This window comes from Corallococcus sp. RDP092CA, assembly GCF_041903675.1.
Classification (GTDB): Bacteria; Myxococcota; Myxococcia; order Myxococcales; family Myxococcaceae; genus Corallococcus.
In genome coordinates this window covers 398775-424796 of the sequence record NZ_JAYESI010000003.1, presented here as the reverse complement: position 1 = coordinate 424796, position 26022 = coordinate 398775, and the positions used below count along the sequence as shown (strand labels likewise).

23 protein-coding genes and 5 tRNA genes are annotated in these 26022 nt (G+C 71.0%); 10 read left to right on the top strand and 18 right to left on the bottom strand.

Features of this window, described 5'->3' with window-relative positions:
- The 10 genes from U8525_RS06080 to U8525_RS06035 form a co-directional block, all read right to left on the bottom strand.
- On the bottom strand, window positions 1-125 hold a 125-nt coding region (locus tag U8525_RS06080), incomplete at its 3' end, for a GTP-binding protein (RefSeq protein WP_233588040.1).
- 16 nt (window positions 126-141) lie between these two features.
- Window positions 142-217: transfer RNA gene (locus tag U8525_RS06075), tRNA-Thr, on the bottom strand.
- Between the two features lie 21 nt (window positions 218-238).
- A tRNA-Gly gene (locus tag U8525_RS06070) sits at window positions 239-314 on the bottom strand.
- A 9-nt stretch (window positions 315-323) separates the two neighbouring features.
- A tRNA-Tyr gene (locus tag U8525_RS06065) sits at window positions 324-407 on the bottom strand.
- 83 nt (window positions 408-490) lie between these two features.
- A tRNA-Thr gene (locus tag U8525_RS06060) sits at window positions 491-563 on the bottom strand.
- Window positions 564-688: 125 nt separating this feature from the next.
- Window positions 689-1489 carry a 23S rRNA (guanosine(2251)-2'-O)-methyltransferase RlmB gene (gene rlmB / locus U8525_RS06055; protein WP_374262269.1) on the bottom strand — a complete coding sequence of 267 codons (801 nt, stop codon included), beginning with the start codon at window positions 1487-1489 and terminating at the stop codon, window positions 689-691.
- 5 nt (window positions 1490-1494) lie between these two features.
- Window positions 1495-1941, bottom strand: coding sequence for a hypothetical protein (locus U8525_RS06050; protein WP_374262266.1), 447 nt, complete (start codon window positions 1939-1941; stop codon window positions 1495-1497).
- A gap of 65 nt (window positions 1942-2006) precedes the next feature.
- On the bottom strand, window positions 2007-2981 hold the full coding sequence (locus U8525_RS06045) for a RimK family alpha-L-glutamate ligase (RefSeq protein WP_374262264.1): 975 nt from the start codon (window positions 2979-2981) through the stop codon (window positions 2007-2009).
- Window positions 2982-3059: 78 nt separating this feature from the next.
- Complete coding sequence (gene cglB / locus U8525_RS06040) at window positions 3060-4391, bottom strand: adventurous gliding motility lipoprotein CglB (RefSeq protein ID WP_374262262.1); 1332 nt, start codon at window positions 4389-4391, stop codon at window positions 3060-3062.
- A 217-nt stretch (window positions 4392-4608) separates the two neighbouring features.
- On the bottom strand, window positions 4609-5001 hold the full coding sequence (locus tag U8525_RS06035; protein WP_374262258.1) for a DsrE family protein: 393 nt from the start codon (window positions 4999-5001) through the stop codon (window positions 4609-4611).
- Between the two features lie 80 nt (window positions 5002-5081).
- Here U8525_RS06035 and U8525_RS06030 point away from each other — a divergent pair, with 80 nt between their 5' ends.
- From U8525_RS06030 to hrpB, 4 genes are all read left to right on the top strand, one after another.
- On the top strand, window positions 5082-5738 hold the full coding sequence (locus tag U8525_RS06030; RefSeq protein ID WP_374262255.1) for a HEAT repeat domain-containing protein: 657 nt from the start codon (window positions 5082-5084) through the stop codon (window positions 5736-5738).
- A gap of 87 nt (window positions 5739-5825) precedes the next feature.
- Window positions 5826-6521: an HAD family hydrolase gene (locus U8525_RS06025; protein ID WP_374262251.1), complete on the top strand. Its 696-nt coding sequence runs from the start codon at window positions 5826-5828 to the stop codon at window positions 6519-6521.
- A gap of 42 nt (window positions 6522-6563) precedes the next feature.
- Complete coding sequence (locus U8525_RS06020) at window positions 6564-7694, top strand: hypothetical protein (RefSeq protein WP_374262248.1); 1131 nt, start codon at window positions 6564-6566, stop codon at window positions 7692-7694.
- 45 nt (window positions 7695-7739) lie between these two features.
- Window positions 7740-10304 carry an ATP-dependent helicase HrpB gene (gene hrpB / locus U8525_RS06015; protein ID WP_374262245.1) on the top strand — a complete coding sequence of 855 codons (2565 nt, stop codon included), beginning with the start codon at window positions 7740-7742 and terminating at the stop codon, window positions 10302-10304.
- Between the two features lie 11 nt (window positions 10305-10315).
- On the opposite strand, the gene U8525_RS06010 is transcribed toward hrpB, so the two are convergent.
- The gene (locus U8525_RS06010; RefSeq protein WP_374262242.1) at window positions 10316-10795 is read right to left on the bottom strand and encodes a GNAT family N-acetyltransferase; all 480 of its coding nucleotides are present in this window, start codon (window positions 10793-10795) and stop codon (window positions 10316-10318) included.
- Between the two features lie 264 nt (window positions 10796-11059).
- Between U8525_RS06010 and U8525_RS06005 the strand changes: the two genes are divergently transcribed.
- The gene (locus U8525_RS06005) at window positions 11060-12109 is read left to right on the top strand and encodes a hypothetical protein (RefSeq protein ID WP_374262239.1); all 1050 of its coding nucleotides are present in this window, start codon (window positions 11060-11062) and stop codon (window positions 12107-12109) included.
- 459 nt (window positions 12110-12568) lie between these two features.
- The gene (locus U8525_RS06000; protein ID WP_374262237.1) at window positions 12569-13081 is read left to right on the top strand and encodes a hypothetical protein; all 513 of its coding nucleotides are present in this window, start codon (window positions 12569-12571) and stop codon (window positions 13079-13081) included.
- A gap of 113 nt (window positions 13082-13194) precedes the next feature.
- Here the strand turns inward: U8525_RS06000 and fdxA are convergent, their stop codons facing one another.
- The 4 genes from fdxA to U8525_RS05980 form a co-directional block, all read right to left on the bottom strand.
- Window positions 13195-13530, bottom strand: a complete 336-nt coding sequence (gene fdxA, locus U8525_RS05995; protein WP_374262234.1) for a ferredoxin FdxA — start codon at window positions 13528-13530, stop codon at window positions 13195-13197.
- Between the two features lie 111 nt (window positions 13531-13641).
- Window positions 13642-14730, bottom strand: coding sequence for an aspartate-semialdehyde dehydrogenase (gene asd / locus U8525_RS05990; protein ID WP_374262231.1), 1089 nt, complete (start codon window positions 14728-14730; stop codon window positions 13642-13644).
- Between the two features lie 69 nt (window positions 14731-14799).
- The gene (locus U8525_RS05985; RefSeq protein WP_374262228.1) at window positions 14800-15150 is read right to left on the bottom strand and encodes a rhodanese-like domain-containing protein; all 351 of its coding nucleotides are present in this window, start codon (window positions 15148-15150) and stop codon (window positions 14800-14802) included.
- A 102-nt stretch (window positions 15151-15252) separates the two neighbouring features.
- The gene (locus U8525_RS05980; RefSeq protein ID WP_374262225.1) at window positions 15253-16404 is read right to left on the bottom strand and encodes an acyl-CoA dehydrogenase family protein; all 1152 of its coding nucleotides are present in this window, start codon (window positions 16402-16404) and stop codon (window positions 15253-15255) included.
- Between the two features lie 133 nt (window positions 16405-16537).
- Between U8525_RS05980 and U8525_RS05975 the strand changes: the two genes are divergently transcribed.
- Window positions 16538-16609: transfer RNA gene (locus tag U8525_RS05975), tRNA-Cys, on the top strand.
- Between the two features lie 75 nt (window positions 16610-16684).
- Here U8525_RS05975 and U8525_RS05970 read toward each other — a convergent pair.
- Window positions 16685-18346 carry a right-handed parallel beta-helix repeat-containing protein gene (locus U8525_RS05970; RefSeq protein ID WP_374262222.1) on the bottom strand — a complete coding sequence of 554 codons (1662 nt, stop codon included), beginning with the start codon at window positions 18344-18346 and terminating at the stop codon, window positions 16685-16687.
- Between U8525_RS05970 and U8525_RS05965 the strand changes: the two genes are divergently transcribed.
- From U8525_RS05965 to U8525_RS05955, 3 genes are all read left to right on the top strand, one after another.
- The gene (locus tag U8525_RS05965; RefSeq protein ID WP_374262219.1) at window positions 18345-20219 is read left to right on the top strand and encodes a SpoIID/LytB domain-containing protein; all 1875 of its coding nucleotides are present in this window, start codon (window positions 18345-18347) and stop codon (window positions 20217-20219) included. The genes U8525_RS05970 and U8525_RS05965 overlap by 2 nt on opposite strands.
- A 179-nt stretch (window positions 20220-20398) precedes the next feature.
- Complete coding sequence (locus U8525_RS05960) at window positions 20399-21583, top strand: energy transducer TonB (protein ID WP_374262313.1); 1185 nt, start codon at window positions 20399-20401, stop codon at window positions 21581-21583.
- Window positions 21584-21634: 51 nt separating this feature from the next.
- The gene (locus U8525_RS05955; RefSeq protein WP_374262216.1) at window positions 21635-22534 is read left to right on the top strand and encodes a cation diffusion facilitator family transporter; all 900 of its coding nucleotides are present in this window, start codon (window positions 21635-21637) and stop codon (window positions 22532-22534) included.
- Between the two features lie 79 nt (window positions 22535-22613).
- Here U8525_RS05955 and gcvP read toward each other — a convergent pair whose 3' ends face one another.
- Window positions 22614-25517, bottom strand: coding sequence for an aminomethyl-transferring glycine dehydrogenase (gene gcvP / locus U8525_RS05950; RefSeq protein ID WP_374262212.1), 2904 nt, complete (start codon window positions 25515-25517; stop codon window positions 22614-22616).
- 118 nt (window positions 25518-25635) lie between these two features.
- Window positions 25636-26019: a glycine cleavage system protein GcvH gene (gcvH, locus tag U8525_RS05945; protein WP_374262209.1), complete on the bottom strand. Its 384-nt coding sequence runs from the start codon at window positions 26017-26019 to the stop codon at window positions 25636-25638.
- Window positions 26020-26022 lie beyond the last annotated feature (3 nt).

The window sequence follows — 26022 nt, the reverse complement described above, 5'->3', positions numbered from 1 at the left end:
GCGCCGCCCGTCTTCGCCAGCACCTTCGTGATGGCCGCCGTCAGCGACGTCTTGCCGTGGTCCACGTGCCCAATCGTTCCGATGTTCACGTGGGGCAGGCTGCGATCGAACTTTTCCTTGGACATGACACTCCTCGAAAAATGGAGCCCTGAACCAGGATTGAACTGGTGACCTCATCCTTACCAAGGATGCGCTCTGCCAACTGAGCTATCAGGGCTTGGCGATGCACTACAACGGTTGGAGCGGGAAATGGGATTCGAACCCACGACATTCAGCTTGGAAGGCTGACGCTCTACCAACTGAGCTATTCCCGCATTGCCGAGTGGAGAGAGGTGGATTCGAACCACCGTAGGCGTAGAGCCGGCAGATTTACAGTCTGCTCCCTTTGGCCGCTCGGGCATCTCTCCAGATATTCGCTTGTGGTGCTGCGTGCTGCTCCCCTACCCCATCCTGCTGCGTCCCGGGCCCTTGTCCGCGGCCCGTCCTACCTGGCCGGCGGCGGGATTTGAACCCGCGACCTACTGATTACAAATCAGTTGCTCTACCGACTGAGCTACACCGGCATCCATCCAGCAACTGCCCCGCCCTACCTCATCCCGGGCGGACCGTCAACCACCCGGCAGCGACTTGAGAGGCGCGACCTTTTAGAAGCCCCCACTCTCCAAGTCAAGGAGATTGATCCGGGGTTTCAGCGGGAGGGACGGCCCCGCTGGCGGGCGACCTCGTATAGCAGAATCGCGGCGGAAACCGACGCATTCAATGAACCGACCTGTCCTCCCATGGGAATCCGGAGGCGGAAGTCGCAGTGCTTGAGGACGCCCTCCCTCACGCCCGCCCCCTCGGCGCCCACCACCAACGCCAGGGGCCCGTCCAGCCGGGCGCTCCACAGGGGCTCCGAGCCCTCGACGTCCGCGGCCGCGACCCAGAGGCCCGCTTCCTTCAGCTCCTCCAGCGCGCGGGAGATGTTGGTGACGCGCGCGATGGGGCAGTACTCGACGGCGCCCGCGGAGGCCTTGGCCACCGTGCCCGTCACCTGCACGGCCCGGTCCTTGGCGAGGACGACGCCGTGAGCCCCGAGCGCGTGGGCCGAGCGGATGATGGCGCCCAGGTTGTGCGGATCCTGGATGCCGTCCAGCACGACGACGAGCGCGGGCTGCCCCTTGGCCTTCGCCGCCGCAAGCACGTCCTCCAGGTCGACGTACTGGAAGCCGCGCAGCTCGGCGACGACGCCCTGGTGCACGCCGCCGTCCGCCATCGCGGCCAGCCGCTCCCGGCCGACCTTCTCCACCCGGACGCCCGCGTCCCGCGCACGGCTGAGCAGCTCGCCCGCGGCCTTGGCGCCGACCTGGCCGTCAACGATGAAGAGGCGCTCCACCGCGTCGGGGTGGGCGCGCAGCGCCTCGAGCACGGGGTTGACGCCATGGACGTAACGCGGGCTCTCGTGACCGCCGCGTTCACCACTGGAAGGCCTGGAGGAGCGCTCGCGCATGGGGACTACTGGACCTCCACGGGCAGCGAGAAGGTCTTCTTCTGACGGGCGCAGATCTTCTCCGTGCAGATGAAGAAGGTCAGCGTCGCGTCCAGCGTGCCCTTGCCGCCGGACACCGCGGTGAAGGGGACCTCGAAGCGCGGATCCACGAACTGCTGGCCGGCCGCCTTCTTCGCCACCGACTGTTCCCGGGTCAGCGTCTTCTGCGCGGGCGTCAGCTGCGTGCCCGTCAGCTCCAGCTTCAGCGGAGCCTCGTCGGCGACGTGGGCGCCGGGCTTCGACTTGATGGCGAGCACGAACGTGCCCTGGCCGCCGACCTTCACCTGCGTCGAGGTCCCCTCGGTCGTGACTTCGTAGAGGGTGGCGGGGTCCACGTCCTGGGCCAGCACCGGCGCGCCGACGAGCGTCAGCAGCAGGGGGGCCAGGGTCGGGAGGCGGCGGGAGCTGGGCATGGGGGTCTCCAGGACGGCGGCGTTCGTATACCGGGGCTTCGGACGCGCGGGGAGCGCTTTCTCTTCTAACTGCGCTGCGCGTTCACCTTCACGGTGCCCTTGCGCCCCGGTGGCGGGGGCAGGGCCTGGGGCGTCTCCAGGGCAGCGTCCCAGACGGGGGCGGCGCCAGTCACGAGGGCCTCCGCCCGCTGGATGATGGGCGTGGCCAAGTCCATCCCTGTCGCGGCCTCCATCTCCAGGAGCGCGGGCGAGCTGTTCACCTCGAAGACCTTGGAGTGCCCCTGGACGTCCAGGATGTCCACCGCGGCCACCTCCAGGCCCACGAGCCGCGCGACCTTCTCCGCGATGGCGCGGTGGCTGGGGGACAGCGGCAGGGCCTCCAGCCGCGCGCCCCGGTTCAGCGTGTGCGAGAGGCGACCGGGACGCGGCTTGCGCAGCACGCCGGCGATGGCCTCTCCACCCACCACGAGGACGCGGACGTCCTGGCCGGTGCTCCTCACGTACTCCTGCATGACGAGGTTGTGCCCCAGGCCAAGCACCGCCTCGAGCGCGGCCTCCAGCGACTGGAGGCTCTCGCAGACCATCACGCCATGCTTCTCCTGGCCCTGGAGGAGCTTCACCAGCACGGGCACCCCGCCCACGAGCCCGACCATCTCCTTGAGGTGGGCCGCGTCCCGGGCCATCACCGTGGCGGGGATGTCGATGCCGTTCGCGGACAGGAGTTGGAGCGCGCGCATCTTGTTGCGCGACTGCGCGATGGCCTGGGCGTGGTTCACCAGGGGGACGCGCGCCAGGCCGAACTGGTTCACCACCGCGAGCCCGTAGGTGCTGATGGACAGGGCGATGCGCGGGACGACGACGTCGGTGGGCGTGAGCTTCTTGCGATCGTAGAAGAGAGTCGCCTGGCTGCCCCCGTCCAGATGCATCTGCACCCGGAGCGGGTTGAGCACTCGGACCCGGTGTCCCCTCGCGCGGCCTGCCTCGACAATCCGCCGCGTGGACGAGATGGAAGCGGAGCGCGAGAGGACAGTGATTTTCATGGCGGAGGCGGCCGGCCCGGCGAGGACCCTATAATCCCCGCCTCCGCCCGCGTAAAGCCGCCTCCGCTTGCCTGCCGCCTAGAGCTGGCGGATGGCGCGCACTTCGACGTTGACGGGGTCTTCCGGACGCGACGCCTCCAGCTTGGCGCAGGCGCTGCCCGTGAACCGCACGCCAGGATGCTCAGGATCCGACTGGTCCAGCGACCACGTGTCGGGGCCCGCGAGCGTGCGCTCTCCGTTGATGTAGACGACGATGAGCTTCTCATCGGAGGGGAGCTGGCTCGGCAGGAGTTCGGTGAAACACGGTTTGCCCGGCTGGATCGCCTCACTGATCTTCTTCAACGCAGACGCCAGTTCCTCGCGGTTGCCCGCCTGATAGAAGGCGCGGTTGCAGGTGCCGGTGTCGAAGTCGCAGGTGTCACCCGCGCCGCAGTCGATGCTGGCATTGCAGGTACGCGCATATCCGCCCGCACGCGCCATCTCGTTGAGGACGCTGGGGCCGTCACCCGCAGACGTCTCCGCGCCGAAGCCGATGATGATGGTGGAGATCTTTCTCGCCTTCAGCGCCGACACCGCCACGACCGAGGCGTCCTTGTCGAGGCAGCCGCGCTTGAAGTACGGGCTCTGCGACGTCGTGCACTGGGTCGGCTCTTCGAGCGTGCAGCGGCACTCCGCGCTGGCGCCAGTGTTCGCGTTGTTGTCGTTGCAGTTGGGAAGACCGTCGGTCAGCAGGATGATGATCTGGTCGCGCTCTTCCGGATCCGCCGTCAGGAGGCTGCCGGCGAACTGCAGGCTCGCGGCCGTCGGCGTGCCACCTCGGGGCCGGCCATCGCCGCCGTTGGGGATGGCCTGCAGCTTGGCGTTGACCTCGTTCGCGTAGGCCTGAAGCTCGTCGTCCGAGTCCAGGCTCACCGGAATCTGGGCGCGGACGCTCCCGTCCTCCAGGTTGGCGGCAGGCGCGCACTGCTGCGCCACGGTCGGCGACTGCCCCGGAGCCAGGACGGGCGGCGCCGGGTAGGTCGTCAGGCCGAAGCGGACCAGCTTGCCGCTCTCCCCGAGGAACGGGCCCATCGCGCTCTGGAGCTCCGACCAGCGCGTGGGGCACTTCGAGGTATCGCAGGGGTAGTCCTCACCACAGGTGAAGACGTAGCCGTCCTGGGTCAGGTCACACGCGCGCGCGCCACCAACGACCACATTCGCGTTGACCGGCTTCGTCATCGAGCCGGAGATGTCCACGAGGAGCATCACGTCCGGCTTGCTCTTGCGGGCGGTGATCACCGACTCCACGGTCGTCTGGGCGATCGCGAGCGGATCCACCGGCTCGAAGTCATACGTCTGACAGCCGGCCATCACGGCAAGACCGAGGGTGCCGGCCAGCAGTGCGCTCAGGGGGGTCGACTTGGCGCGCATAGGCTTTGAAGGATTCCTTCCAGGGGGGAACAACGAGCTGCGAATGCCCCAGCGTAACGCGTGGACACCCACCGAGGCTACAGCGTCGCGCAGCAGGCAGGTTCCATTCAGGTAGTGCTGCCAAGTTGCAACGACAGGCGATCCGCCAGGGCGGGTTCGGTTCCGCTGTCGGACATCCGCCTCCTTCCGGAGGGCGGGGACCGGCTCGGGTGTCCGCTCAGAGCGTGAGGACGCGCGCGCCTTCCGTCAGCCTCCAGATGGAGGCCAGGCCCATGACCTCGTCCAGCGTGCCGTGCAGTTCCTGCGGCGACAGGCCGCAGATGCGCACCGTGGTGTCACAGGCCACGAGCCTCGCGCCCAGGGCGCGGGCCTCCTCCAGCATGCGGGCGGGAGTGGGGACATTGAGCCCTTCGGCCCGGGCCGCCTCGGTGCGCTCGCGCTCGCTGTGCGCTAGGCCGAAGCTGCCGCGGACCAGCTGGCGCAGGGCCTCGAAGGCGAAGACGAAGTAGACGTCGTCGCCCATCGCGGCGGCGGTGATGCCCATGGAGGCCGCCTGATAGGCGGGCTCGTACGTGGCGTGCTGGAGGAAGAAGAAGACGCGTCCGGCCATGGAGGGGGACCTTAGCGTCATCGAGTCAGGACCGGCAGCCGTCGTATAACGGGACTCCCCTTCCCCACCGGGAGCCCCGCATGCCGAGCCAGCTGTCCCTCCCCCGCGGTGTTCGTCCCTCGCCGGTCCCCTTCCGTTCCGCGCCCTCGCGTTGGGTGGCGCTGGCCGGCCTCGCCTTGCTCTCGGGCGCGGGGCCCGTCTCCGAGGCGGCCCCGGTTCGCGCGAAGGTCGCGTCCACGACGTCCGTGCCGCCGGCGGCTGCCGCTCCCGGGCCTCTGCGCGCGGAGACGTTGGCGCTGCTCTCCCAGCCGACCGGGGCTTCCGAGGCGGTGTGGCGCAAGCTGGGACCGGAGGTCGTGCCCGTGCTCGCGGCGCTCGCGGAGGACACGAGCGTCCCCGATGCGCAGCGCATGCGGGCCGTGACGGCGTTGGGTCGGGTGGAGACTCCCGAGGCGGGACAGACGCTTCAGGCGATGCTGGAGGATCCGCGCCGGCCTTCGGCGGTCCGCTCGCAGGCAGCCGCGGCGCTAGGACAACGCCTGGGATTCGAGGCTGTGAAGACGCTCCAGGCCCGCTTGAAGGACCGCGACCTGCGGATCCGCGAGGCCGTGGCCCAGGCGCTTGGCCGGCTGGGCGGCCAGCAGGTGCGCGAGGTGCTGGAGGAGCGGCTCCCCCTGGAGGATGTTCCCCAGGTGCGTGAGGCGCTCCAGCAGGGCCTCACGCTGGCGGAGCCCTGAGCCGGGCGCCGGGCATGGTGGGGACGGCTGCCCGGGTGGAGTGCTCGGGGCTCGCGTCGGGCGGGACGTTCCGTTAGATGGGTGGCCATGCGCCCCACCGTCCTCCTCTTCGACATTGATGGCACCCTCGTCACCACCGGCGGTGCCGGCCGCCGCGCCATGGGCCTGGCCTTCGGACAGCTGCACCAGCGGATGGACGCGTGCGACGGCTTCAGCATGTCGGGGATGACGGACCGGGCCATCGTCCGCAAGGCCCTGGGCATCATCGGACAGGCCGACACCGAGGACGCCATCAGCGCGGTCATCGATGCCTACGTCGCCCACCTGGGCCTGGAGGTCCCCAAGGTCGATGCTCGCGACTACCGGCTGCACCCGGGCATGCGCGAGGCGGTGTTGGAGGCGCGCTCGCGGCCGGGCTTCGCGGTGGGCCTGGGCACCGGCAACGTGCGCGCGGGCGCCAAGGTGAAGCTGGACCGCGTGAGCATCCACGACCAGTTCTCCTTCGGCGGCTTCGGCTGCGACTTCGAGGACCGCGTGGCCCTCATCCGGCACGGCGCGCAGGCCGGCGCGGCGCAGTTGGGCCAGCCGTTGGAGGCGTGCCGGGTGGTCATCATCGGCGACACGCCCAAGGACGTCGCGGCCGCCAAGGGCATTGGCGCGGAGACGATTGGCGTGGGCACCGGCAACTTCACGCCCCAGGCGCTGCGCGACGCAGGCGCCGAGTGGGCCTTCGCGGACCTCACCGCCCCCGGCGCCATGGAGGCCCTGCTCGTCGGACGGTGAAGGTGTGGTATCTCCGCCGCCCCTCCGAGGAGTCATCCACGCATGTCGTCCACGCTCGAATCCTATGAGCTGATCCGCTTCGCCGAGGCCTTCGAGGCCCGGCTCGCCAACGCGGAGGAGATGCTCGTCGGCAGGCCGGGGCTGGAGGCCGAGAAGCAGTGGCTGGCCTCCGCGCTGGAGCGCCTGCGCGAGGCCCGGGAGCCGGCGGGTGGGCTGCTGGAACAGGTGAAGGACCTGCCGGAGCTCGACGAGGCCCGCGAGGAGTTCTCGTTCGACCAGCAGGGCCGCTGGGTGGATGCGCTGGAGAAGCTGCACGCCGGCATCACCTTCACCGCCAGCAGCCGCGCCCCCGTCATCGAGGCCCTCTTCCCCCACCTCAAGTTCCCGCAGCTGCGCCGGGCCCCCGTGGAGATGGTCAACGAGTACGCCACGTCATACGAGCGGCGGCTCAAGAGCGCCTACGTCACGCGCATCTTCTCCCGCGACGACTTCGCCATGGTCCGCCCCGTCGTGGATCAGGTCGCCGCGACGTTCGCCGCGTGGACCGCGAGCCTGTCCCCCACCCCGCTGCCGCCGGATCAGGAGGCCGCCCTGCGCGAGGCGCTGGTGTCGCTGGGACGGCGGCTGGACGTGGCGCTGCGGCAGGGACGCCTGCTCGCGGAGGCCGCGCTCGTCCCCGCGCCCGGCGTCTTCGAGGCGGCAGGCCTCACCCTCAAGCCCCGGAAGCGCGCTGGCAAGTCGCTCGCGCTCTCCGCCGAGGAGGGGGCTTCGGACCTCTTTGGCGGGGACGGAGACCCGAGCCCGGAGGATGCGTTCGAGGGCGCCGAGGCGGATGGGGACGAGGCTGTGGCCGACGACGCTCCGGGCCAGGACACCATGGACGCGATTTCCGACACGGAGGGCTCCGCTGCACCGGAGGCGGCCAGCACCGAGGCCGACGCTTCGGATGGCGGCGGCGCGGTACCGGGCCCTGCGACTCCAGAGCCCGTCGCCCCGGAGCCTCCCGTCGCGGCGCGTCCCGCCCGGCGGGGCCGGCCTCCGAAGAACGCGGCTCCGGCCGTGGAGGCCCCGCAGGCCGAGGCTCCTTCGGACGCTCCGGATTCCCCTGCTCCCGAGGCCGTGCGCCCCAAGCGCCGCAAGAAGACCGACCCGTCCGAGGCTGGCACGCCTTGAGACCCGACGCGCGGTGAGCCTCCCGCCGTGAAGAGGAACCCGGACATGGCGGACGTCGCCCTTCCCATCGATCCCCTCCTGCCGGACATCGTCTCCACGCTCCGGGGCTCGCGCTCGCTCGTGCTCGAGGCGCCTCCGGGCGCGGGCAAGACGACCCGCGTTCCCCGCGCGCTGCTGGAGGCGGGGCTGGGCGCGGGCAAGGAGATCGTCGTCCTCCAGCCCCGGCGGCTGCCCACCCGGCTCGCCGCGCAGCGCGTGTCCGAGGAGATTGGCGAGCGCGTGGGCGAGACCGTCGGCTACCAGGTCCGCTTCGAGGACGTCCGCGGGCCCAAGACGCGCATGTCCTTCGTCACCGAGGGAGTGCTCGGCCGCCGCCTGCTCACCGACCCCACGCTGCGCGACGTGGGCATCGTCGTGCTCGATGAGTTCCACGAGCGGCATCTGTCCGCGGACATCTCGCTCGCGCTGCTGCGGCGGCTGCAGGAGACGGCCCGCCCCGACCTCAAGCTCGTGGTGATGTCCGCGACGCTCGAGGCCGAGCCCGTCCGCGCCTACCTGGGTGGCGCTCCTTCCCTGCGCTCCGAGGGCCGCCGCTTCGACGTCAGCGTCGAATACCTGCCCGCCCCGGACGACCGGCACCTGGATCAACAGGTGCTCTCCGCGCTCAAGCGCCTGTTCACCCAGGGCATCGACGGCGACGTGCTCGTGTTCCTCCCCGGCGCAGGGGAGATCCGCCGCGCGCGCGACACCTGCGCGGAGTTCGCCGAGCGCCACGACGCGGACGTGCTCCCGCTCCACGGCGACCTCTCCCCCGCGGAGCAGGACCGCGCCGTGCGCCGCAGCTCGCGCCGGAAGATCATCCTGTCCACCAACGTCGCGGAGACGTCCGTCACCATCGACGGCGTCGCGGTCGTCATCGACAGCGGGCTGGCTCGCGTGGCGTCCCACTCGCCGTGGTCCGGCCTCCCGCAGCTCAAGCTGGGCAAGGTGAGCCGGGCCTCCGCCGTCCAGCGCGCCGGCCGCGCCGGCCGCACCCGCGCCGGGCACTGCGTGCGCCTCTACACCCAGCACGACTTCGACGGCCGGCCCGACCAGGAGGCCCCGGAGATCCGCCGCACCGACCTGGCCGAGACGGTGCTCTCGCTGCGCGCGTCGGGTGTGAAGGACCTGACGACGTTCCCCTTCTTCGAGCCGCCCCCCGCCCCGGCCCTGGAGGCCGCGGAGACGCTGCTGCGCCGGTTGGGCGCGGTGGATGCCCGGGGCCAGGTGACGGACGTGGGCCAGCGGCTCCTGCGCTTCCCCGTCCACCCGCGGCAGGCGCGCGTCATCGTCGAGGGCGAGCGCCGGGGTGTGGGGGGCGATGCCGCCGTGCTCGCGGCCCTGATGGGCGAGCGCGACATCCGCCGCGAGGCCCGCGCCAACCTGGGCGGCGGTGGCCGCGCGTCCGCGCTCGTCAGCGGTCCCTCCGACCTGCTGGAGCTGCTGGAGCGCTTCCGCGAGGCCGGCCGTTCCGGCTTCAGCTCCGGCCGCATGCAGTCGCTGTCGCTGGACGCGGGCGCGGTACAATCCGTGGAGCGTGTGCAGAAGCAGCTGCGCCGCGCGGTGCGGGAACAGGGCTCGCGCCCCCAGCGTCCCGAGGACGTGGAGCAGGCGCTGATGCTCAGCGTGCTCGCGGGCTACCCGGACCGGGTGGCCCGCCGACGGCGGCCCCGCTCCCCGGAGCTGCTCATGTTCGGCGGCGGCACCACCAGCCTGTCCGAGTTCAGCGTCGTCCAGGACGCGGACCTGATGGTCGCCGTGGACGCCGAGGAGCGCCCGGGCCGCAGCGCCGTCGTGCGGCTCGCCAGCGCCGTGGAGGCCGAGTGGCTGCTGGACCTCCATCCGGACGCGCTGGAGGAGGTGGACACGCTCCAGTGGAACCCGGACTCGCGCCGCGTGGAGCGCCTCACCCGGCTGGCCTACGGCAACCTCATGCTGGAGGAGACGCGCACGCCCGCGCCCCCGTCCGAGGAGGCGGCTCGCGTCCTGGCCGAGGCGGCGCTCGCCGCGGGTCCGGAGCGCTTCGCGGAGCCCGAGGCGCTGGAGCAGTGGCGCACGCGCGTGGAGCTGCTCGGCAAGGCGTTCCCCGAGGCGGGCTTCCCCACCGTGGACGCCGCCTTCATGCGCGACGCCCTGGCGTCCCTGTGCGTGGGCGCGCGCAGCTTCTCCGACCTGGAGGGCCTGTCGCTGCTGGACGCGCTCTACGCGCGCCTCACCTCCGAACAGCAGCGCCTGCTGGCGAACCATGCCCCCGAGCGCGTCACCCTGCCCGGCGGACGCGGCGTGAAGGTCCACTACGAGCCCAACAAGCCCCCCTGGGTGGAGTCACGGCTCCAGGACTTCTTCGGGATGGCGCAGGGACCCAGCGTGGGCGCGGGTCGCGTGCCGCTGGTGCTGCACCTGCTGGCCCCCAACATGCGCGCCGTGCAGGTGACGACCGACCTGGCGGGCTTCTGGGAGCGGCACTATCCGGCGATCCGCAAGGAGCTGTGCCGCAAGTACCCCCGGCACTCCTGGCCGGAGGATCCGCGCCACGCCGAGCCGCCCGCGCCCCCTCCTTCGAGGCGCTGAGGGCGGCGCGACTACAGCCGCTTGTGCATCTCCAGGTGGTCGATGCCAGCCTCGTCGAACACGGCGCCGACGGGCTGGTAGCCATGCTTCTTGTAGAAGTCGAGCGCGTAGAGCTGGGCGTGCAGCATGATGCCGTTGTAGCCACGGCGGCGCGCCTCCTCCTCCAGCGTCGTGAGGAGCAGCGAGCCCACGCGGGCCTTGCGGTGCGCCTGAAGCACCGCCATGCGGCCAATCTGGCCCCACGTCCCGGGCTGCCCGGCGGGCGACTCCGGCAGCTTCACCAGGCGACCGGTGCCGATGGCGTGACCGCCCTGGTAGGCGAGCACGTGGTAGGCGTGGGCGTCCTCGGCGTCGCGCTCGATGCCCTCGGGGACGTGCTGCTCCTCGATGAACACCACCTCACGGATGGCGAGGGCCTGCATGAGCTCCGCCTCGCCCTTGATCTGGGCGACGGTGACGGGTGCCGGGGAGGTCTCGGGAGGCGTCGGCATGGCTCCGGGCAAGGTACACAAAAGCCCGCGCCGCCAACAGGCGGAAAAAACCTCCGGTCCCCGCCCCCGGAGTGCCTCCCGCGCGGTCGGTCCGTCCCCTGCCCCCTGGCCCGGCCGGGCTCGTCGCGAAAGCCCCACCGCATCGGGTCCTCCGGTCGAGGTGGCCCTCTTGCGTCGGGAGGTTCCGGAGCGCACACCCTCGCTCGGAGTGAAGCCACTCGCAGGGGGCTCCCCCGGGGGGAGGGCATGGTAGGGTTCAAGGCAATGCGTACCCGTGCCCTCCTCGCCCTGTCCGTGTGCCTGCTGTCGACGCCCGCGCTCGCCCAGAAGGAGTTCTTCTTCGGAACCGGTGAGCCGCCCGTGTTCCGCGAAGCGGACATGGACAAACGGTTCCTCCGCTCGCGCATCAACCAGGCCCTGGTGCAGGGAACGAGCGACCCGAACTGCGCCCAGCTCGTGGGCGCGCTGCTCACCGTGGTGGGCGAGTCCGCGCCGTACCTGCACAAGCGCGACGAGAACTTCTACCTGGACCCGATGCTCATCCAGGCGCTGGGCACGCAGCTGTCCACGCCGCGCTTTCCGGCCAACATGTTCGTGGTGTCGATGATCCGCCGGATCCTCATCGACAAGCAGCTGCCGCCGGAGTGGATGCAGACGGCGGTGGCGCTCGCGCCGTACTACCCGCCGCTGGACCTGAGCAAGCTGCGCTTCATCGCGGATGGCGTGAAGCCCGTGGACAGCTTCTTCTTCACGTTGCCGGCGATGCTGGAGCGCTACGACGTGGAGGTCCTCAAGGCCAACGCCACCGCGGCCAGCGTGGCGGACGCGAAGTTCCGCGATGACTACCTCGACAAGGAGGTGGCCTTCGCGGGGCTGGAGTTCATCGACGCGAAGCTGGAGAAGCCCAAGAAGCGCAGCAAGAAGGGCCCTCCGCCGGAGCCACCCGCGCTGGTGGCCCGGCTCGTCTACTACCTGCCGGATCCGGGCAATGACGGCCTGCTGTCGGGGCTGACCTACGGCAAGCCCAAGGTGCGGCCGGCGATCAACATCACGGCGCGGCTGAAGGACGACCAGTACCTGCCGCTGACGCAGCTTCCGAAGGGCGCGCGCGTGCTCCTGCGCGGCCGCTTCTGGGAGTACCGCAAGCAGCTCAAGGAGCTGGAGGTGCGCGACGCGTACCTCTTCCAGGACCGGGACTGGGCCCAGAACCCCGCGCTCGCGGACCCCAACGCCGTGGCGGCCTGCCCGCTGGCGTTCAACGACCTGACGGGCACGGCGCCCGTGCAGCCGGGCGGCTTCGGCAGCAAGCGCTGAGCGCGCGCCGTCCCGCGTTCCGCACGCCCATCCCGGAGGCGACACCCTGGCCCGTGTCGCCTCCTTCGCGCCCCCGTCGCGGGAGCGCGCCCCGCCTGACTGGCACGGCCGCTGCTGATGCCCGCGCATCCCTTGCGCGCGAGGCATGGCATGAAGGTCGAAGGTCAGGACGCCCCTTCCAGGAACGAGAAGGCCCCTCCAGAGAAGGACGCGTTCAAGCAGGTCCTCCAGCGGACCTCCGGACGGCCGGACGGCCCGCCACGTCCCAGGCACCGCCCTGAGCCGGTGACGACCGGAGTCGCTCCGAAGCCCGGGCCGCTCGGTGCCGCTGGGCAGGGACCTCGGTCCGCGGCGAGGGCCCCTCCAGCGCTTCCCGGGGTCCGTGCGACGGGGGTCATCCTCTCGACGACGCGCAGCGCGCTGGGGAGTCCGGAGGCGCTTCGCCAGGCCCGACAGGGCATGCACGTGGAGGCGCAGCGACTGGGGACGGTGCGCCAGGAGGCACTCACGGAAGGAGGGACTCAGGCCGCCCACCGGGCGTCGGAGCTGCTGGCCCGCGAGGTGGAGCGCTCCTTCCGCACGGAGCCCCGCCCGGCCGTGCCCCTCCCCTCGCCCACGCCGGATGACCGCTCCACGGGGGACCCGTCCCGGACCTCCGCGCCCGACGGTGCTCGCGTGTCGGGTGGCTCCACCGGGAGCACCGACCCTGCCGGCCCTCCCGCCGCGCAGGTCGAGTCCACCCTGGCGCTCATCGAGAAGATCGAGGTCTTCGTGAAGTCACAGCGGCCGGCGCTGGGGCTGAGCCTGCGCGGGCCGCTGGAGGCCACCGTGGAGGTGGAGCGCACGGGGCCCCGGGAGGTGGCGCTGCGCCTCCAGGGCCGCCATGGGCCCGTCGCCACCGAGGACGTGGCGAAGCTGCGCGATGCGTTGGAGGCCCGGGGGCTGCGGCTCAGCGTGCTCCAGGCCGGGTGAGGGTTCCGACGATGCCCTCCCCGCTCCAGCGCCCCAAAACAAAGAAGGCCCTCACGCCAGGGGGCGCGAGGGCCTGCATCACGACGGGCGCGCTCGGGGGATGCGGTCCGGCGCTACTTCCCGGGCGCGGGGCTCAGCTCCGCGCGCTTGCCCTTCTTGTCCTTGTACTCCTCGGCCTCGGGCAGGGCGGCCTTCTTCTCCGCGATGTTCGGCCACTTGGAGGCGTAGTCCGCGTTGAGCTTCGTGTACTCCTTCCAATCGCTGGGCAGCTCGGTCTCGGGGAAGATCGCCTTGGTCGGGCAGACGGGCTCACAAGCGCCGCAGTCGATGCACTCGTCCGGGTGGATCACGAGGAAGTTCGCGCCCTCGTAGAAGCAGTTGACCGGGCACACCTCGACACAGTCGGTGTACTTGCACTTGATGCAAGGCTCGGCGACGACGTAGGCCATGTTGCTCTCTCCTCTGTGCGGTATTCCGCGCGTCCGTGGCCGCGCACAGTAGATGGTTGCGGCCGGGGTTGGCACCCTGAATTTAGAGGCCCACCCCGCCCGCTTCTCCGGTCAGCCCAGCAAGCCCTGCGCCCGCAGCAACTCCGCGACGAGGATGGCGCCCCTGGCGGCCCCCATCTTCGTGTTGTGGGAGACGAGCACGTACTTGAAGCCGTTCTCCAGCACACCATCCTCGCGGATGCGGCCCACGGAGGTGGCCATGCCGCCGTGGGTGTCCCGGTCCATGCGCGGCTGGGGGCGGAACGGGTCGTCCAGCACTTCGATCCACCGGGGCGGAGAGGACGGGAGATCCTTCGCCACCGGGGCGCCCTGCCACTCGCGCATCGCCTGGGCGACCTCCTCGGCGGTGGCCTTCTTCCCGAGCGACACGAAGACGGACTCGGTGTGGCCCTCCAGCACGGCGACGCGGGTGCAGGTGCAGGAGACGCGCACGTCGTGGGGGGTGAGCGCCGCGCCCGCGGGGTTGAGCGCCCCGAGGATCTTCTTCGTCTCCACCTCGACCTTGTGCTCCTCCTTGGGAATGTAGGGCACGACGTTGTCGAGGATGTCCAGGCCGATGACGCCGGGCGAGCGGCCGGCGCCGGACATGGCCTGGAGGCTGGTCATCAGCACGGCCTTCACGCCGAAGCGCTCGGCCAGGGGGGCCAGCGTCACGGCCAGGCCCGTGGTGGTGCAGTTGGGGATGGGGACGATGAAGCCCTTCCACCCGCGCTGCCGGCGCTGCTCGTGGATGAGCGGGGAGTGGGCGGCGTTCACGGGCGGGATGAGCAGCGGCACGTCCGCGTCGTAGCGGAAGGCGCTCGCGGCGGAGAACACCGGGATGTCCCGGGCCAGGCGCGGCTCGAGCTCACGCGCGACGTCCGCCTCCACGGCGGAGAAGGCGATGTCGTAGTCCTTCGCCTGGACGGCGTCGCCGCTGACCACGGTCATGCGGGCGATGGCCTCCGGGAGCGGCTCCGGGACGAACCAGGCCAGCATGCCGTTGGAGGCGCGCAGGGCGTCCGCGTAGGTTTTTCCGGCCGACCGGGGCGAGGCGGCGAGCCCGGTGAGCTCGATGAACGGGTGGTCCTTCAGGGCAGCGATGAACTGCTGGCCCGCGAGTCCGGTGGCGCCAATGAGTACGGCGCGAAGCTTGGCCATCGTGGGGGATCTCCGGTGGGGGCGGCAGGGCGCTCCTTACACCGTTTCACGACGCACTGCATCCGCCGCTCAACGGTGGGCGTGGGAGGGGGCCCGCGTGTGGCGCTCCGTGGGGTAGCCCCCCGTCACCCAGGCGTGGAGCCCGCCGGCGAGGCATACCGCGTTGCGCCCCCTCAGGCGCAGCACGCGGCAGATGCGGCGGATGTCCGCGCAGTCCTGGGTGGTACCGCACAGGACGATGAGCTCGTCGTCCGGCAGCATCGCCATGTCCCGGGCGATCTCCGACGCCGTCATGCGCAGCGCGCCGGGGATGTGGATCTCGAACCGCTCCCAGTCCATCGCGTCGCGGCAATCCAGGACGAGCACGTCCTCGTCCCCCAGACGCATGAACAACTCATCGCAAATGATGCTGGGCTCCACCGGGACCTCCCCGAGCCGACATGCTCCATCGAACATGAACCGGGGCGCTTTTCCCGCTCTTCCCGCCCGGCTGCCCGCCTGCTTCCCGGAGGCCGCGGGGCGTCAGAGCCCCAGCTGCTTGGCGATGATTTCGTTCATCACCTCGCTGGTGCCGCCGCCGATGGGTCCCAGCCGCGCGTCGCGCCAGTGACGCTGGATGTCGTACTCCATCATGTAGCCCGCGCCGCCGTGGAGCTGGAGGCACTCGTCGGCCACGCGGCAGCACGTCTCCGTGGCGACCTTCTTGGCCATGGAGGTCTGCGCGACGGCGTACTCGCCGGCCACGTGCAGGCGCAGCGCGTGGTAGGTGAGCTGCCGCGCGCACTCTCGGGCCGTGTAGAGGTCCGCCAGCTTGTGGCGCACCACCTGGAAGCCCGCCAGCGCCCGGCCGAAGGCGCGGCGCTGCTTCACGTGCTCGAGCGCCGTGTCCAGCATGTCGTCCATGGCGCCCACCGCGCCCAGGGCGAGCGACAGGCGCTCCCACTGGAAGTTGCCCATGATCTGCGAGAAGCCCTGCCCCTCCACGCCCAGCAGGTTCTCCGCGGGCACGCGGCAGTCCTCGAAGAAGAGCTCGGCCGTGTCGGACGCGCGCCAGCCCACCTTCTGGAGCTTGCGCCCCACGCTGAAGCCCGGCGTGCCCCGCTCCACCACCAGCATGGACAGGCCCTTGTGGCCCCGCGAGGGGTCGGTCTTCACCGCCAGCACCACGAAGTCCGCCCGCACCCCGTTGGTGATGTACGTCTTGGAGCCGTTGACGACGTAGTGGTCGCCGTCGCGGCGGGCGGTGGTGCGCAGCCCGGCCACATCCGAGCCGGCGTCCGGTTCGGTGATGCCCAGGGCGCCAATCTTCTCCCCCCGGATGGCGGGGGCCAGCCAGCGCCGCTTCTGGGCGTCCGTGCCGAACAGGTTCAGCGGACCGGTGGCGATGGTGAACTGCCCGCCCAGCCCCGCGGCCACGCCGCCGGAGCCGCAGCGCCCCAGCTCCTCCAGGAGCACCGCCTCGTACAGCTCCCCGGCCGCCGTGCCGCCGTAGGCCTCCGGGTACTTCAGCCCCAGGAAGCCCAGCTCGCCGAAGCGGGTGAAGAGCTCCCGCGGGAACTCCTCCCGGGCCTCCCAGTCCGCCGCGAACGGGCGCAGCTCCTTGTCCACCACCGCCCGGACGGTCCGACGGAAGGCTTCGTGCTCCTCTTGGTACACGCCATGGCCGTGCAGCATCGTGTGCTCCCTCGCTCGCCAGGGCCTGACGCCCTCGCGCCGCATGGTAGCGGGACGAGAAGCGCGGCCGGATGGTGTTGCTTCCTTGACCGGCTCCTACGGGGCTGCGTATAAACCCGGCCCCAATCGCTGCGGCGCCATAGCCAAGTGGTAAGGCAAAGGTCTGCAAAACCTTCATTCCCCGGTTCGAATCCGGGTGGCGCCTCACAGACAAAGGCCCGATGCGGAGACCTCCGCATCGGGCCTTCTGCTTTTCCGGGGGGCGTCTCCCCGAACGGGCCTAGCAGCCCAGCTCCACCGCGCCGATGTCCGGGGCCGCGCCGCAGTAGGGCTGGCCCTCGTCCAGGCCCTTGTCCTGGGCGGCCGGGGACGGGGCGAAGGTGTCCGACACCGTCACGTCACCGCCGTTGGAGGTGGTGTCCCCCGTGGCGGCCTTGAAGGCGTCCAGCGCCTGGGGCTGGTCGTTGTGCTTGAACTGCGCACCGGCCGGGTAGAGGTTGTTGCTCATGTGGAGGCCAGGGGCCTGGCCGCCCACGTCCACGCTGACGGGCGCGTCCACGATGTTGTTCTCCACGCGCAGCGTCTCCGTGGGGCCTCCCGTGCCGTGGCCGAGGATGATGCCGGCCTTGGCGCGGGTGATGGTGTTGTTCACCACCACGGTGCCCTTGGAGTTCTCCAGGCGGATGCCGGTGCCTTCACCGCCGCCGGCGTCGGTGATGTCGTGCACGCGGTTGCGGCGCACGACGACGGACTGGGGCACGGGGCCCTCGTGGTTGCCGCCCACGGAGATGCCCTTGGACGCGTCATACAGCTCGTTGTCCTCCACCAGCACGTTGTTGGCGGAGTAGTGGATGACGAGCGCCTCGCCCTTGGCCGTGTCCGACTGCTGGAAGCGGTGCATCCGGTTGTTGCGGATGATGACGTCGTGGCACGTCTTGATGTCCACGGCGTTCTCCCGGTTGCCGAACAGGTGGTTGTTCTCCACCAGCAGGCCCGTGGCGGGCGGCAGGTCGCTGAAGCCCTCCGGGCCCAGGCACTGCACGGAGTCACCGGACACGTCGTGGATGTCGTTGTTGCGCACCGTCAAATCGTAGGACGCGGGCTGCATCACGATGCCGTGCGAGTCCTTGTTGCCGGTGGTCCGCACGAAGTCGTGGATGTTGTTGTTCTCGATGGTGGGGCCCTTGGCGTTGTTGAACAGGGTGACGCCCGCGCCGCCGGTGCCGTTGTGCAGCTCCGAGTTGGCCAGCACCGTGCCCTGCACGTCGCCCTCGAAGGTCACGCCGAAGATGGGCTGTCCAGCCACGTCGATGTCGAACCCGTCGATGACCCAGTTCGGGCGGCGCACCTGCACCGCGGCGCCGGAGCCGCTGCCCGGGGTGAGCCTGGGACGGCCCTCGCCCTGGAGGGTGATCTTCGCGTCGGCTGTGCCGGCCCGGGTGTTGTCGCCCAGCACCACGCGCTCGGCGTAGGTGCCCGCGAGGACGCGGACGCGGTCGCCGGGGCCGGCCTTGCTCACCGCCATGGCGATGGTGCGCAGCGGCGCGGCTTCCGTGCCCTGGGCGCCGTCGTCGCCGTTGGGCGACACCACCCAGTCATGGGCGGGCGCGCTGGCGGGGGCCTCCGCCATGGCCTGGGCGCTGACGGCGGGCTGGGGGCCGGGCTCCGCGATGGGCGCGTGGTCCGAGTGCGCCGGCATCTGCGCGGCGGGCGTGTCCTCGACGGGCTGCACGCCGATGGGCGGCGCCTTGCCCGGAGCCGTCGGCGTCTTTTCGACCTTGCCCGAGGTGCCCGCCGCGGGCGTCCCCCCCCCGGCGTTCGAGGAGCCGCCGGTCCCTCCGCCAGCGCCACAAGCGGTCAGCCCGAGCGCCAGGGTGCAGGCGGCCAGGGAGGCCACCAGGGTGTGTCGCGTCTTCAATCCGTTGCCTCCAAGAATTCGCATGAGCAGGGGCAACGCACGGCGTCGGGGGTTCTATTCACTGCCGGTCATCCAGAGGGAGGCGCGCTGCAGGGGGAGGGAGAACCGTGACGGTCGGCCCCATGGCGGCTACGGTGCCGCCGCCGTGTCCAACGCCGTCCTGCTCCTGACCGCCCTGCTGCTCGCCTCCTGCGCCACGCCGGCGCCCTCTCCCACGCCGGGTACCCGGGGGCTGGGCGAGCCGGAGGTCTCCGTCCCCGCCCTCACCGCCGCCGACGCGGGCGTGCGCGTGAGCGTTCCCGCCCCCCGTGGCCTGGAGGATCCGCTCACGTCGGGCCTGCCCGGGCCGCAGGACCTGAAGCGCCTGGACTTCCGCAACGGCGAGCCGCGCCTCCCCATCAAGCTGATGGAGGGGCGGGACGCGGTGACGTTCTCGCCCCGCGGCCGGATGCGGCTGCGCTTCGGCGGACCGGGCGACAAGGTGCTGGACGCGCCCGCGGGCTCGCGCTGGACGGTGCGGGTGACGCAGGGCGAGCCGGCCCAGTGGAGCGCGCGGCTACAGCTGGGCGAGTTCCGCTTCGCGGACAAGGCGGGGCTCGCGGAGGCGCAGGAGGCCTGGCGCGCGCGCGGGCTCGCGGTGCGCACGCACACGCTGGGCTCCGTGTACGGCATCGCGGGGAAGGTCATCGACAACCGGCGCTACCTGCTGCTGGGGGACGAGGCGCTGACGCCCTCGGCCGCGGCGAAGAAGCAGGCGGAGCTGCTCGAGCGCTACGGCCTGCGCACCACCCTCTTCGAGGAGGTCCGCAAGCCCTCCAGCGCCATCCTGGAGCTGAAGGACGAGAACGACGCCGTGGTGGGCCTGGCGCAGGACCGGCTGGACGCGGAGACGCCGGACGGCAGCGGCTTCGACGTGCGGCAGGTGGAGTACGGCGTGGGCTACGACTTCCACGCCTTCGAGGACCGCAGCTTCCGGGGCGCGCTCCAGTTCGCGGTGGACCGCGGCGGCAAGCTCGCGGTGGTGAACGTGGTGGGCCTGGAGGACCTGCTCAAGGGGCTGGTGCCGTCCGAGATCTTCGCGCGCGCCCACCCGGAGGCCCTCAAGGCCCAGGCCGTCACCGCGCGCGGCGAGGTGCTGGCCAAGGTGGGCATCAAGCACCTGGCGGATCCGTACCTGCTGTGCTCGGAGCAGCACTGCGCGGTGTACCGGGGTCGCACCGGCGAGGCGGCCAGCACCACCGCCGCGGTGGAGGCCACCCGGGGGCAGGCGCTCTTCAGCCGGGACGGCCGGCTGGTGGACTCCGTCTACAGCGCCGTGTGCGGCGGCCACACCGAGGACAACGACGTGGTGTGGGGCGGCCCGCCCGACCCCAGCCTGCGCGGCCGGCCGGACCTCCTGGAGCCCGCGCCGGACGTGCCCGGCCCGTCGAACCTCAAGGCGTGGCTGGCGACGTCGGACGTGCCGGCCGCGTGCAAGCGGTCCAGCTTCGCGCAGCCGTCGAAGTTCCGGTGGGAGAAGCGCTTCACCCAGGGCCAGGTGGACGCGCTCACGGAGAAGCTGGGCGTGGGCTCCGTCCAGGGCCTGGCCCTGTCCGAGCGCGGGGTGTCCGGCCGCGCCCGGCTGCTCACCGTGACCGGGACCCGGGGGGCCACCCAGGTGCGCGGGGAGCTGAACATCCGGCGGCTCTTCGGGATGCTCAACAGCAGCATGGCCACCGTGGAGGCCGAGCGGGACGCCGAGGGCCGGCTCAGCGGTTGGCTGTTCCGGGGCGGCGGCTGGGGCCACGGCGTGGGCATGTGTCAGACAGGCGCCATCGGCCGGGCCGAGGCGGGACAGAGCTATCCGGAGATCCTGCGCTTCTACTTCAACGGAGCGGAGGTGGCCCCCATCTACTGAGATGAACCGGACATTTCTGGAGCACCCACGAAGGCGCTCGCGAATCTCTTCCATGTCCCGGCTGTTACGGGCCGCACGTTCGGGACTGTAGAAGCGGTCCGGAGGTTTATCATCAGGCCGTGGGCACGGGTTCCTCGACAGACTGGCGTCAGCGGCGCGCGCGGAAGCAGCGCGGGCCCTTGCGCTACCTGGTGGCGGTCGTCCTGGCGCTCCTGGCCCAGGCGGCCTTCGTGGGCTTCGTGCTCCTGATGTCCGTCGTGCAGGGGAGCCTCCCCCAGGAGAAGCGCCCGGCGCGGCCCACGTCCGTGGCGGTGCGTCCGCTCACGTCCGAGCAGTGGGCGAAGAACCGGGGGCAGGTGGCGCAGCAGCAGACGAAGCCCCGCCCCACGGAGAAGCGCGAGCCCAAGGAAGAGAAGAAGCCGGACGAGACGAAGCCCCAGGGCCAGGTGGTGGACGTGGCGCCGGGGAATGATCAGCAGTCCCCGGACGCGAAGTACCTGGCCGAGCACAACAACACGGTGGAGAAGGAGACGCGCGCGCGCGACCAGACGGCCTTCTACCGCAACGCCATGCCCCAGCGGACCGCGCCCCAGAAGCAGGAGGGCGCGGCGCAGGAGCAGGTGCAGCCCCCGCGCGTGTCGGGCAACAACGGCCAGGGCGCGGACGACCGGGCCCAGTCCCAGGGCGGGCAGAAGCCCGTCTTCGAGATGCCGGAGACGCGCCGCAAGCAGGAGATCGCCATGAAGACGGATCCGCGCGAGCGCGGCCCGGGCATGGCGGTGAAGAACCAGTCGGAGAGCGACGCCACCGAGGGCAACGCGAAGCGCCTGCGCATCCAGCCCGGCCAGGGCGAGGACAGCGACCAGGAGGGCTCCGCCGGCCATGTGGGGTCTCCGGGCCTGGCCACGCTGATGCCGTCACAGGCGGCCATGGACAAGGTGGTGGGCGCGGCGCCCAACGACATGCTCCGGGACCAGGAGGAGGGCGACGGCACCTTCCTCAACACGCGCGAGTGGAAGTACGCCAGCTTCTTCAACCGCGTGAAGCAGAGCGTGGGCATGCACTGGAACCCCAACGAGCAGCTGCGCATGCGCGACCCGACGGGGAACATCTACGCCGGGCGCGACCGGCAGACGCTGCTGTCCATCACCCTGGACGAGCGCGGCGCGGTGAAGGACATCCAGGTGGAGAAGAGCAGCGGCCTGGACTTCCTGGACATGGAGGCCGTGGCCTCCTTCAAGCGCGCGCAGCCCTTCCCCAACCCGCCGTCCGGCCTGCTGGGGCAGGACGCGACGGTGCGCTTCCAGTTCGGCTTCTTCCTGGAGATGGGCGGCGGCCCCCGGATGCGGCTGTTCCGACAGTAGGACCCACGGAGGCCTCGCGGTGGAGGCGCCGGGGCACTACCCTGCCCCGCCGTGGAAGCCATTCTCGTCGACCGCGGCGCCGCGCTCCAGGAGCGCAACCGGAAGGTCCGCTTCGTCCTCCTGGCCATCCTCGTGGCCAACTGGGTGGTGGCGGCGGCCAAGCTCGTCTTCGGCCTGATGGCCCAGTCCGCGTCGGTGACGGCGGACGGGCTGCACTCGTTCATCGACGGCAGCTCCAACGTGCTGGGCCTCGTCGCCATGGGCGTCGCGTCACAGCCGGCGGACGCGGACCACCCCTACGGCCACGGCAAGTTCGAGGCGCTCGCGTCGCTGGGCATCGGCGCGATGATCGGCGTGGGTATGCTGGAGCTGGGGCGCATGGCGCTCGACTCGCTCCTGCACGACAAGCACCCCACCGTGTCGGTGACGATGGCGGGGGTGATGGTCTTCACGCTCGCCATCAACCTGGTCGTCACCCGGGTGGAGCGGCACTACGGGGAGAAGTACAAGAGCTCCCTCCTGCTGGCGGACGCGCAGCACACGCTGTCGGACGTGTTCGTGAGCATCGCGGTGCTCATCTCCATTGGCCTGGTGGCCCTGGGCTTCCCGCGCGCGGACGGCCTGGTGGCCCTGGCCGTGATGGTCTTCGTGGCGCGGGTGGCCTACGGCATCGTCCGGCAGGCGGTGGGCATCCTCTCCGACACCGCGCGCCTGGATCCGGCGCAGGTGTCCCAGCACACGCTGTCGGTGGCGGGCGTGCGCTCGTGCCGCGACGTGCGCAGCCGGGGCATGGAGGAGAGCGTCTACGTGGACCTGAAGATCGAGGTCGATCCGCAGCTCACCACCGCGCAGGCCCACGAGGTCGCGGACAAGGTGGAGGCGACGCTGCACGGCGCCTACCCGCAGGTGGTGGACGTGGTGGTCCACGTGGAGCCCGCGAGGGCCCGCTAGAAGCGCGCGCGAAAGCACGAGGGCCGCCTTCCGATGCGCTGGAAGACGGCCCCGGTGCCCGGTCAGCGGGCTTCGAACGTCACGCGACCTTCTGCGCGGGCGTGTCGTAGTCCTCGATGGGAGGGCACGAGCACACCAGCTTGCGGTCGCCGAGCACGTTGTTCAGGCGCCCGACGGACGGCCAGAACTTGTTGTCGCGCACCCACGGCGTGGGGAACACGGCCTGCTCGCGGCTGTACGGGCGGTTCCACTCCACCGCGGTGAGCGTGCGCGCGGTGTGCGGCGCGTTCTTCAGGACGTTGTTGTCCTTGGGCACGCGGCCCTCCTCCACGTCGCGGATCTCCTGGCGGATGGCGATCATCGCGTCGCAGAAGCGGTCCAGCTCCGCCTTGGACTCGGACTCCGTGGGCTCGATCATCAGCGTGCCCGCCACCGGGAACGACACGGTGGGGGCGTGGAAGCCGTAGTCCATGAGGCGCTTGGCCACGTCCTCCACCTCGGCGCCCGCGGTCTTCTTCAGCGGGCGCAGGTCCACGATGCACTCGTGGGCCACCCGGCCGCGCTTGCCCCGGTAGAGCACCGGGTAGTGCGGCTGGAGCCGCTCCGCGACGTAGTTGGCGTTGAGGATGGCCATCTTCGTGGCCTGCGTCAGGCCCTCGCCGCCCATCATCTGGATGTACATCCAGGAGATGAGCAGGATGCTGGCGCTGCCCCACGGCGCCGCGGAGATGGCGCCGATGGCCTCCGCCCCGCCCGTCTGGATCACCGGGTGTCCGGGGAGGAACTTCACCAGGTGGGACGCCACGCAGATGGGGCCCATGCCCGGGCCGCCACCGCCGTGCGGGATGCAGAACGTCTTGTGCAGGTTGATGTGGCAGACGTCCGCGCCAACGAGGCCCGGCGCGGTGAGCCCCACCTGCGCGTTGAGGTTGGCGCCGTCCATGTACACCTGGCCGCCGCGCTCGTGGATGGTGGAGCAGATCTCCCGGATCTCCTCCTCGAACACGCCGTGCGTGGACGGGTACGTCACCATCAGCGCGGCGAGCCGGTCCTTGTGCTCGTCCGCCTTGGCGCGCAGGTCGCTCAGGTCGATGTTGCCGTTCTCGTCGCACCTGGTGACGACGACCCGGTAGCCGGCCATCACCGCCGAGGCCGGGTTGGTGCCGTGCGCGGAGGACGGGATGAGGCACACGTCGCGGTGCCCCTGCCCGCGCGCCTGGTGGTAGGCGCGGATCACGAGCAGGCCCGCGTACTCACCCTGGCTGCCCGCGTTGGGCTGGAGCGAGCACCCGGCGAAGCCCGTCACCTGCGCCAGCGCGTGCTCCAACTGCTCGAAGACGACCTTGTAGCCGGCCGCCTGCGAGGTGGGCGCGAACGGGTGCAGCTTGCTGAACTGGGGCCACGTCACCGGGATCATCTCCGCGGTGGCGTTGAGCTTCATGGTGCAGCTGCCCAGCGGGATCATGGAGTGCGTGAGGGACAGGTCCTTCGCCTCCAGCCGGCGCACGTACCGCAGCATCTCCGTCTCGGAGTGGTAGCGGTTGAAGACCGGGTGCGTGAGGTACGCGCTCGCGCGGCGCAGCTCGGGGGGCAGCGGGCTCTCCAGGCCTTCGGCGACCTCGTCCAGGTTCACCGGGGCGGCGGACTTGTTCGCGCCCTGGATGAAGGCCGCGAGGATGTCCTCCACGTCCCGGGCGCGCGTCGTCTCGTCCAGCGACAGGCCGAGCGTCTTCTCGTCGATGCGGCGGAAGTTCATCCGCGCGGCCTCCGCGGCGGACAGCACGCCCCGCACCTGCGCGGGCGTCAGCTCCACGCGCAGCGTGTCGAAGAACTGCTCGTGCTTCGGCTTGAAGCCCAGCTTCGCGAGGCCCCGCGCCAGCACCACCGTGAGCCCGTGCACGCGCTCCGCGATGGCCTTGAGCCCCTCCGGCCCGTGGTAGACGGCGTACATGCCGGCCATCACGGCCAGCAGCACCTGCGCGGTGCAGATGTTGCTCGTGGCCTTCTCACGGCGGATGTGCTGCTCGCGCGTCTGCAGCGCCATGCGCAGCGCGGTCCGGCCCTGCGCGTCCTCGGACACGCCGATGAGGCGGCCCGGCATCACGCGGGTGTACGCGTGCTTCGTGGCGAAGAAGGCGGCGTGCGGGCCGCCGTAGCCCAGCGGCACGCCGAAGCGCTGCGCGCTGCCCACCACCACGTCCGCGCCGAACTCGCCCGGCGCCGTCAGCAGCGTGAGGGCCAGCAGGTCCGCCGCGACGACGAGCAGGCCGCCCGCCGCGTGCACCTTCTCGCCAAAGGCGCGGTAGTCGTGCACCACGCCGTCGGTGGCCGGGTACTGCACCAGCGCGCCGACGAACTTCTTCTGGGACAGGTCCACCGCGCGGTAGTCGCCCACGACGACCTCCACGCCCAGCGGGATGGCGCGCGTGCGCACCACCTCCACCGTCTGCGGGTGGCAGCCCTCGGAGACGAAGAACGCCCCCCCCGTGCTGTCGCCCTTGGCGTGCAGCGCGAGCGCCATGGCCTCGGCCGCGGCGGTGCCCTCGTCGAGCATGGAGGCGTTGGCCACCTCCATGCCGGTGAGGTCGGTCACCATCGTCTGGAAGTTGAGCAGCGCCTCCAGCCGGCCCTGGGAGATCTCCGCCTGGTAGGGCGTGTACTGGGTGTACCAGCCCGGGTTCTGGAAGATGTTGCGCAGGATGACGTTGGGGACGTGGGTGTCGTGGTAGCCCATGCCGATGAAGGACCGGAACACCTGGTTCTTCGCGGCGATGGCCTCCAGCTGCGCCAGCACCTCGCTCTCCCCCTTCCCCGCGGGCAGCCGCAGGGGCTCCTGGGAGCGGATGGCGGGGGGCACGGCGCTCTCGATGAAGCCATCGAGCGAGGTGACGCCCAGCGTGGACAGCATCTGCTTCACGTCAGGGGTCTCCGGGCCGATGTGCCGGCCGGCGAAGGACTCCTGGTACTTCCAGTTGAGGGACATGGTCGAAAGGGCTCGCGTGAGGTGCGGTAGGAAGTTCGGCGTCCGAGCGTGCTCGGCGCTCCATGGAGCGTCTCTAACAACCGGGACGCGCGACTTCTTGCGCGCGGAACGGCTCGAACTACTCCTTGATGAGCTTCGCGTAGGCGTCGGCGTCCAGCAGCTTGCCCAGCTGCTCGGCGTCCGAGAGCTCGATCTCCACGAGCCAGCCCTTGCCGTACGGCTCCGCGTTGATGGTCTCGGGCGCCTCCGCGAGGCTGTCGTTCACCTTCACCACCTTGCCGGAGACGGGCGCGAACAGCTCCGACACGGCCTTGACGGACTCGACGGTGCCGAACGAGGCACCGGCCGTCACCTGGGCGCCCAGCTTGGGCAGCTCCACGTAGACGACGTCGCCCAGCGTGGTCGAGGCGTGCTCGGTGATGCCCACCACCACGTTCTTGCCGGAGACGCGGGCCCACTCGTGCTCCTGGGTGTACTTCAGGTCCTGCGGGATGTTGGCCATGGG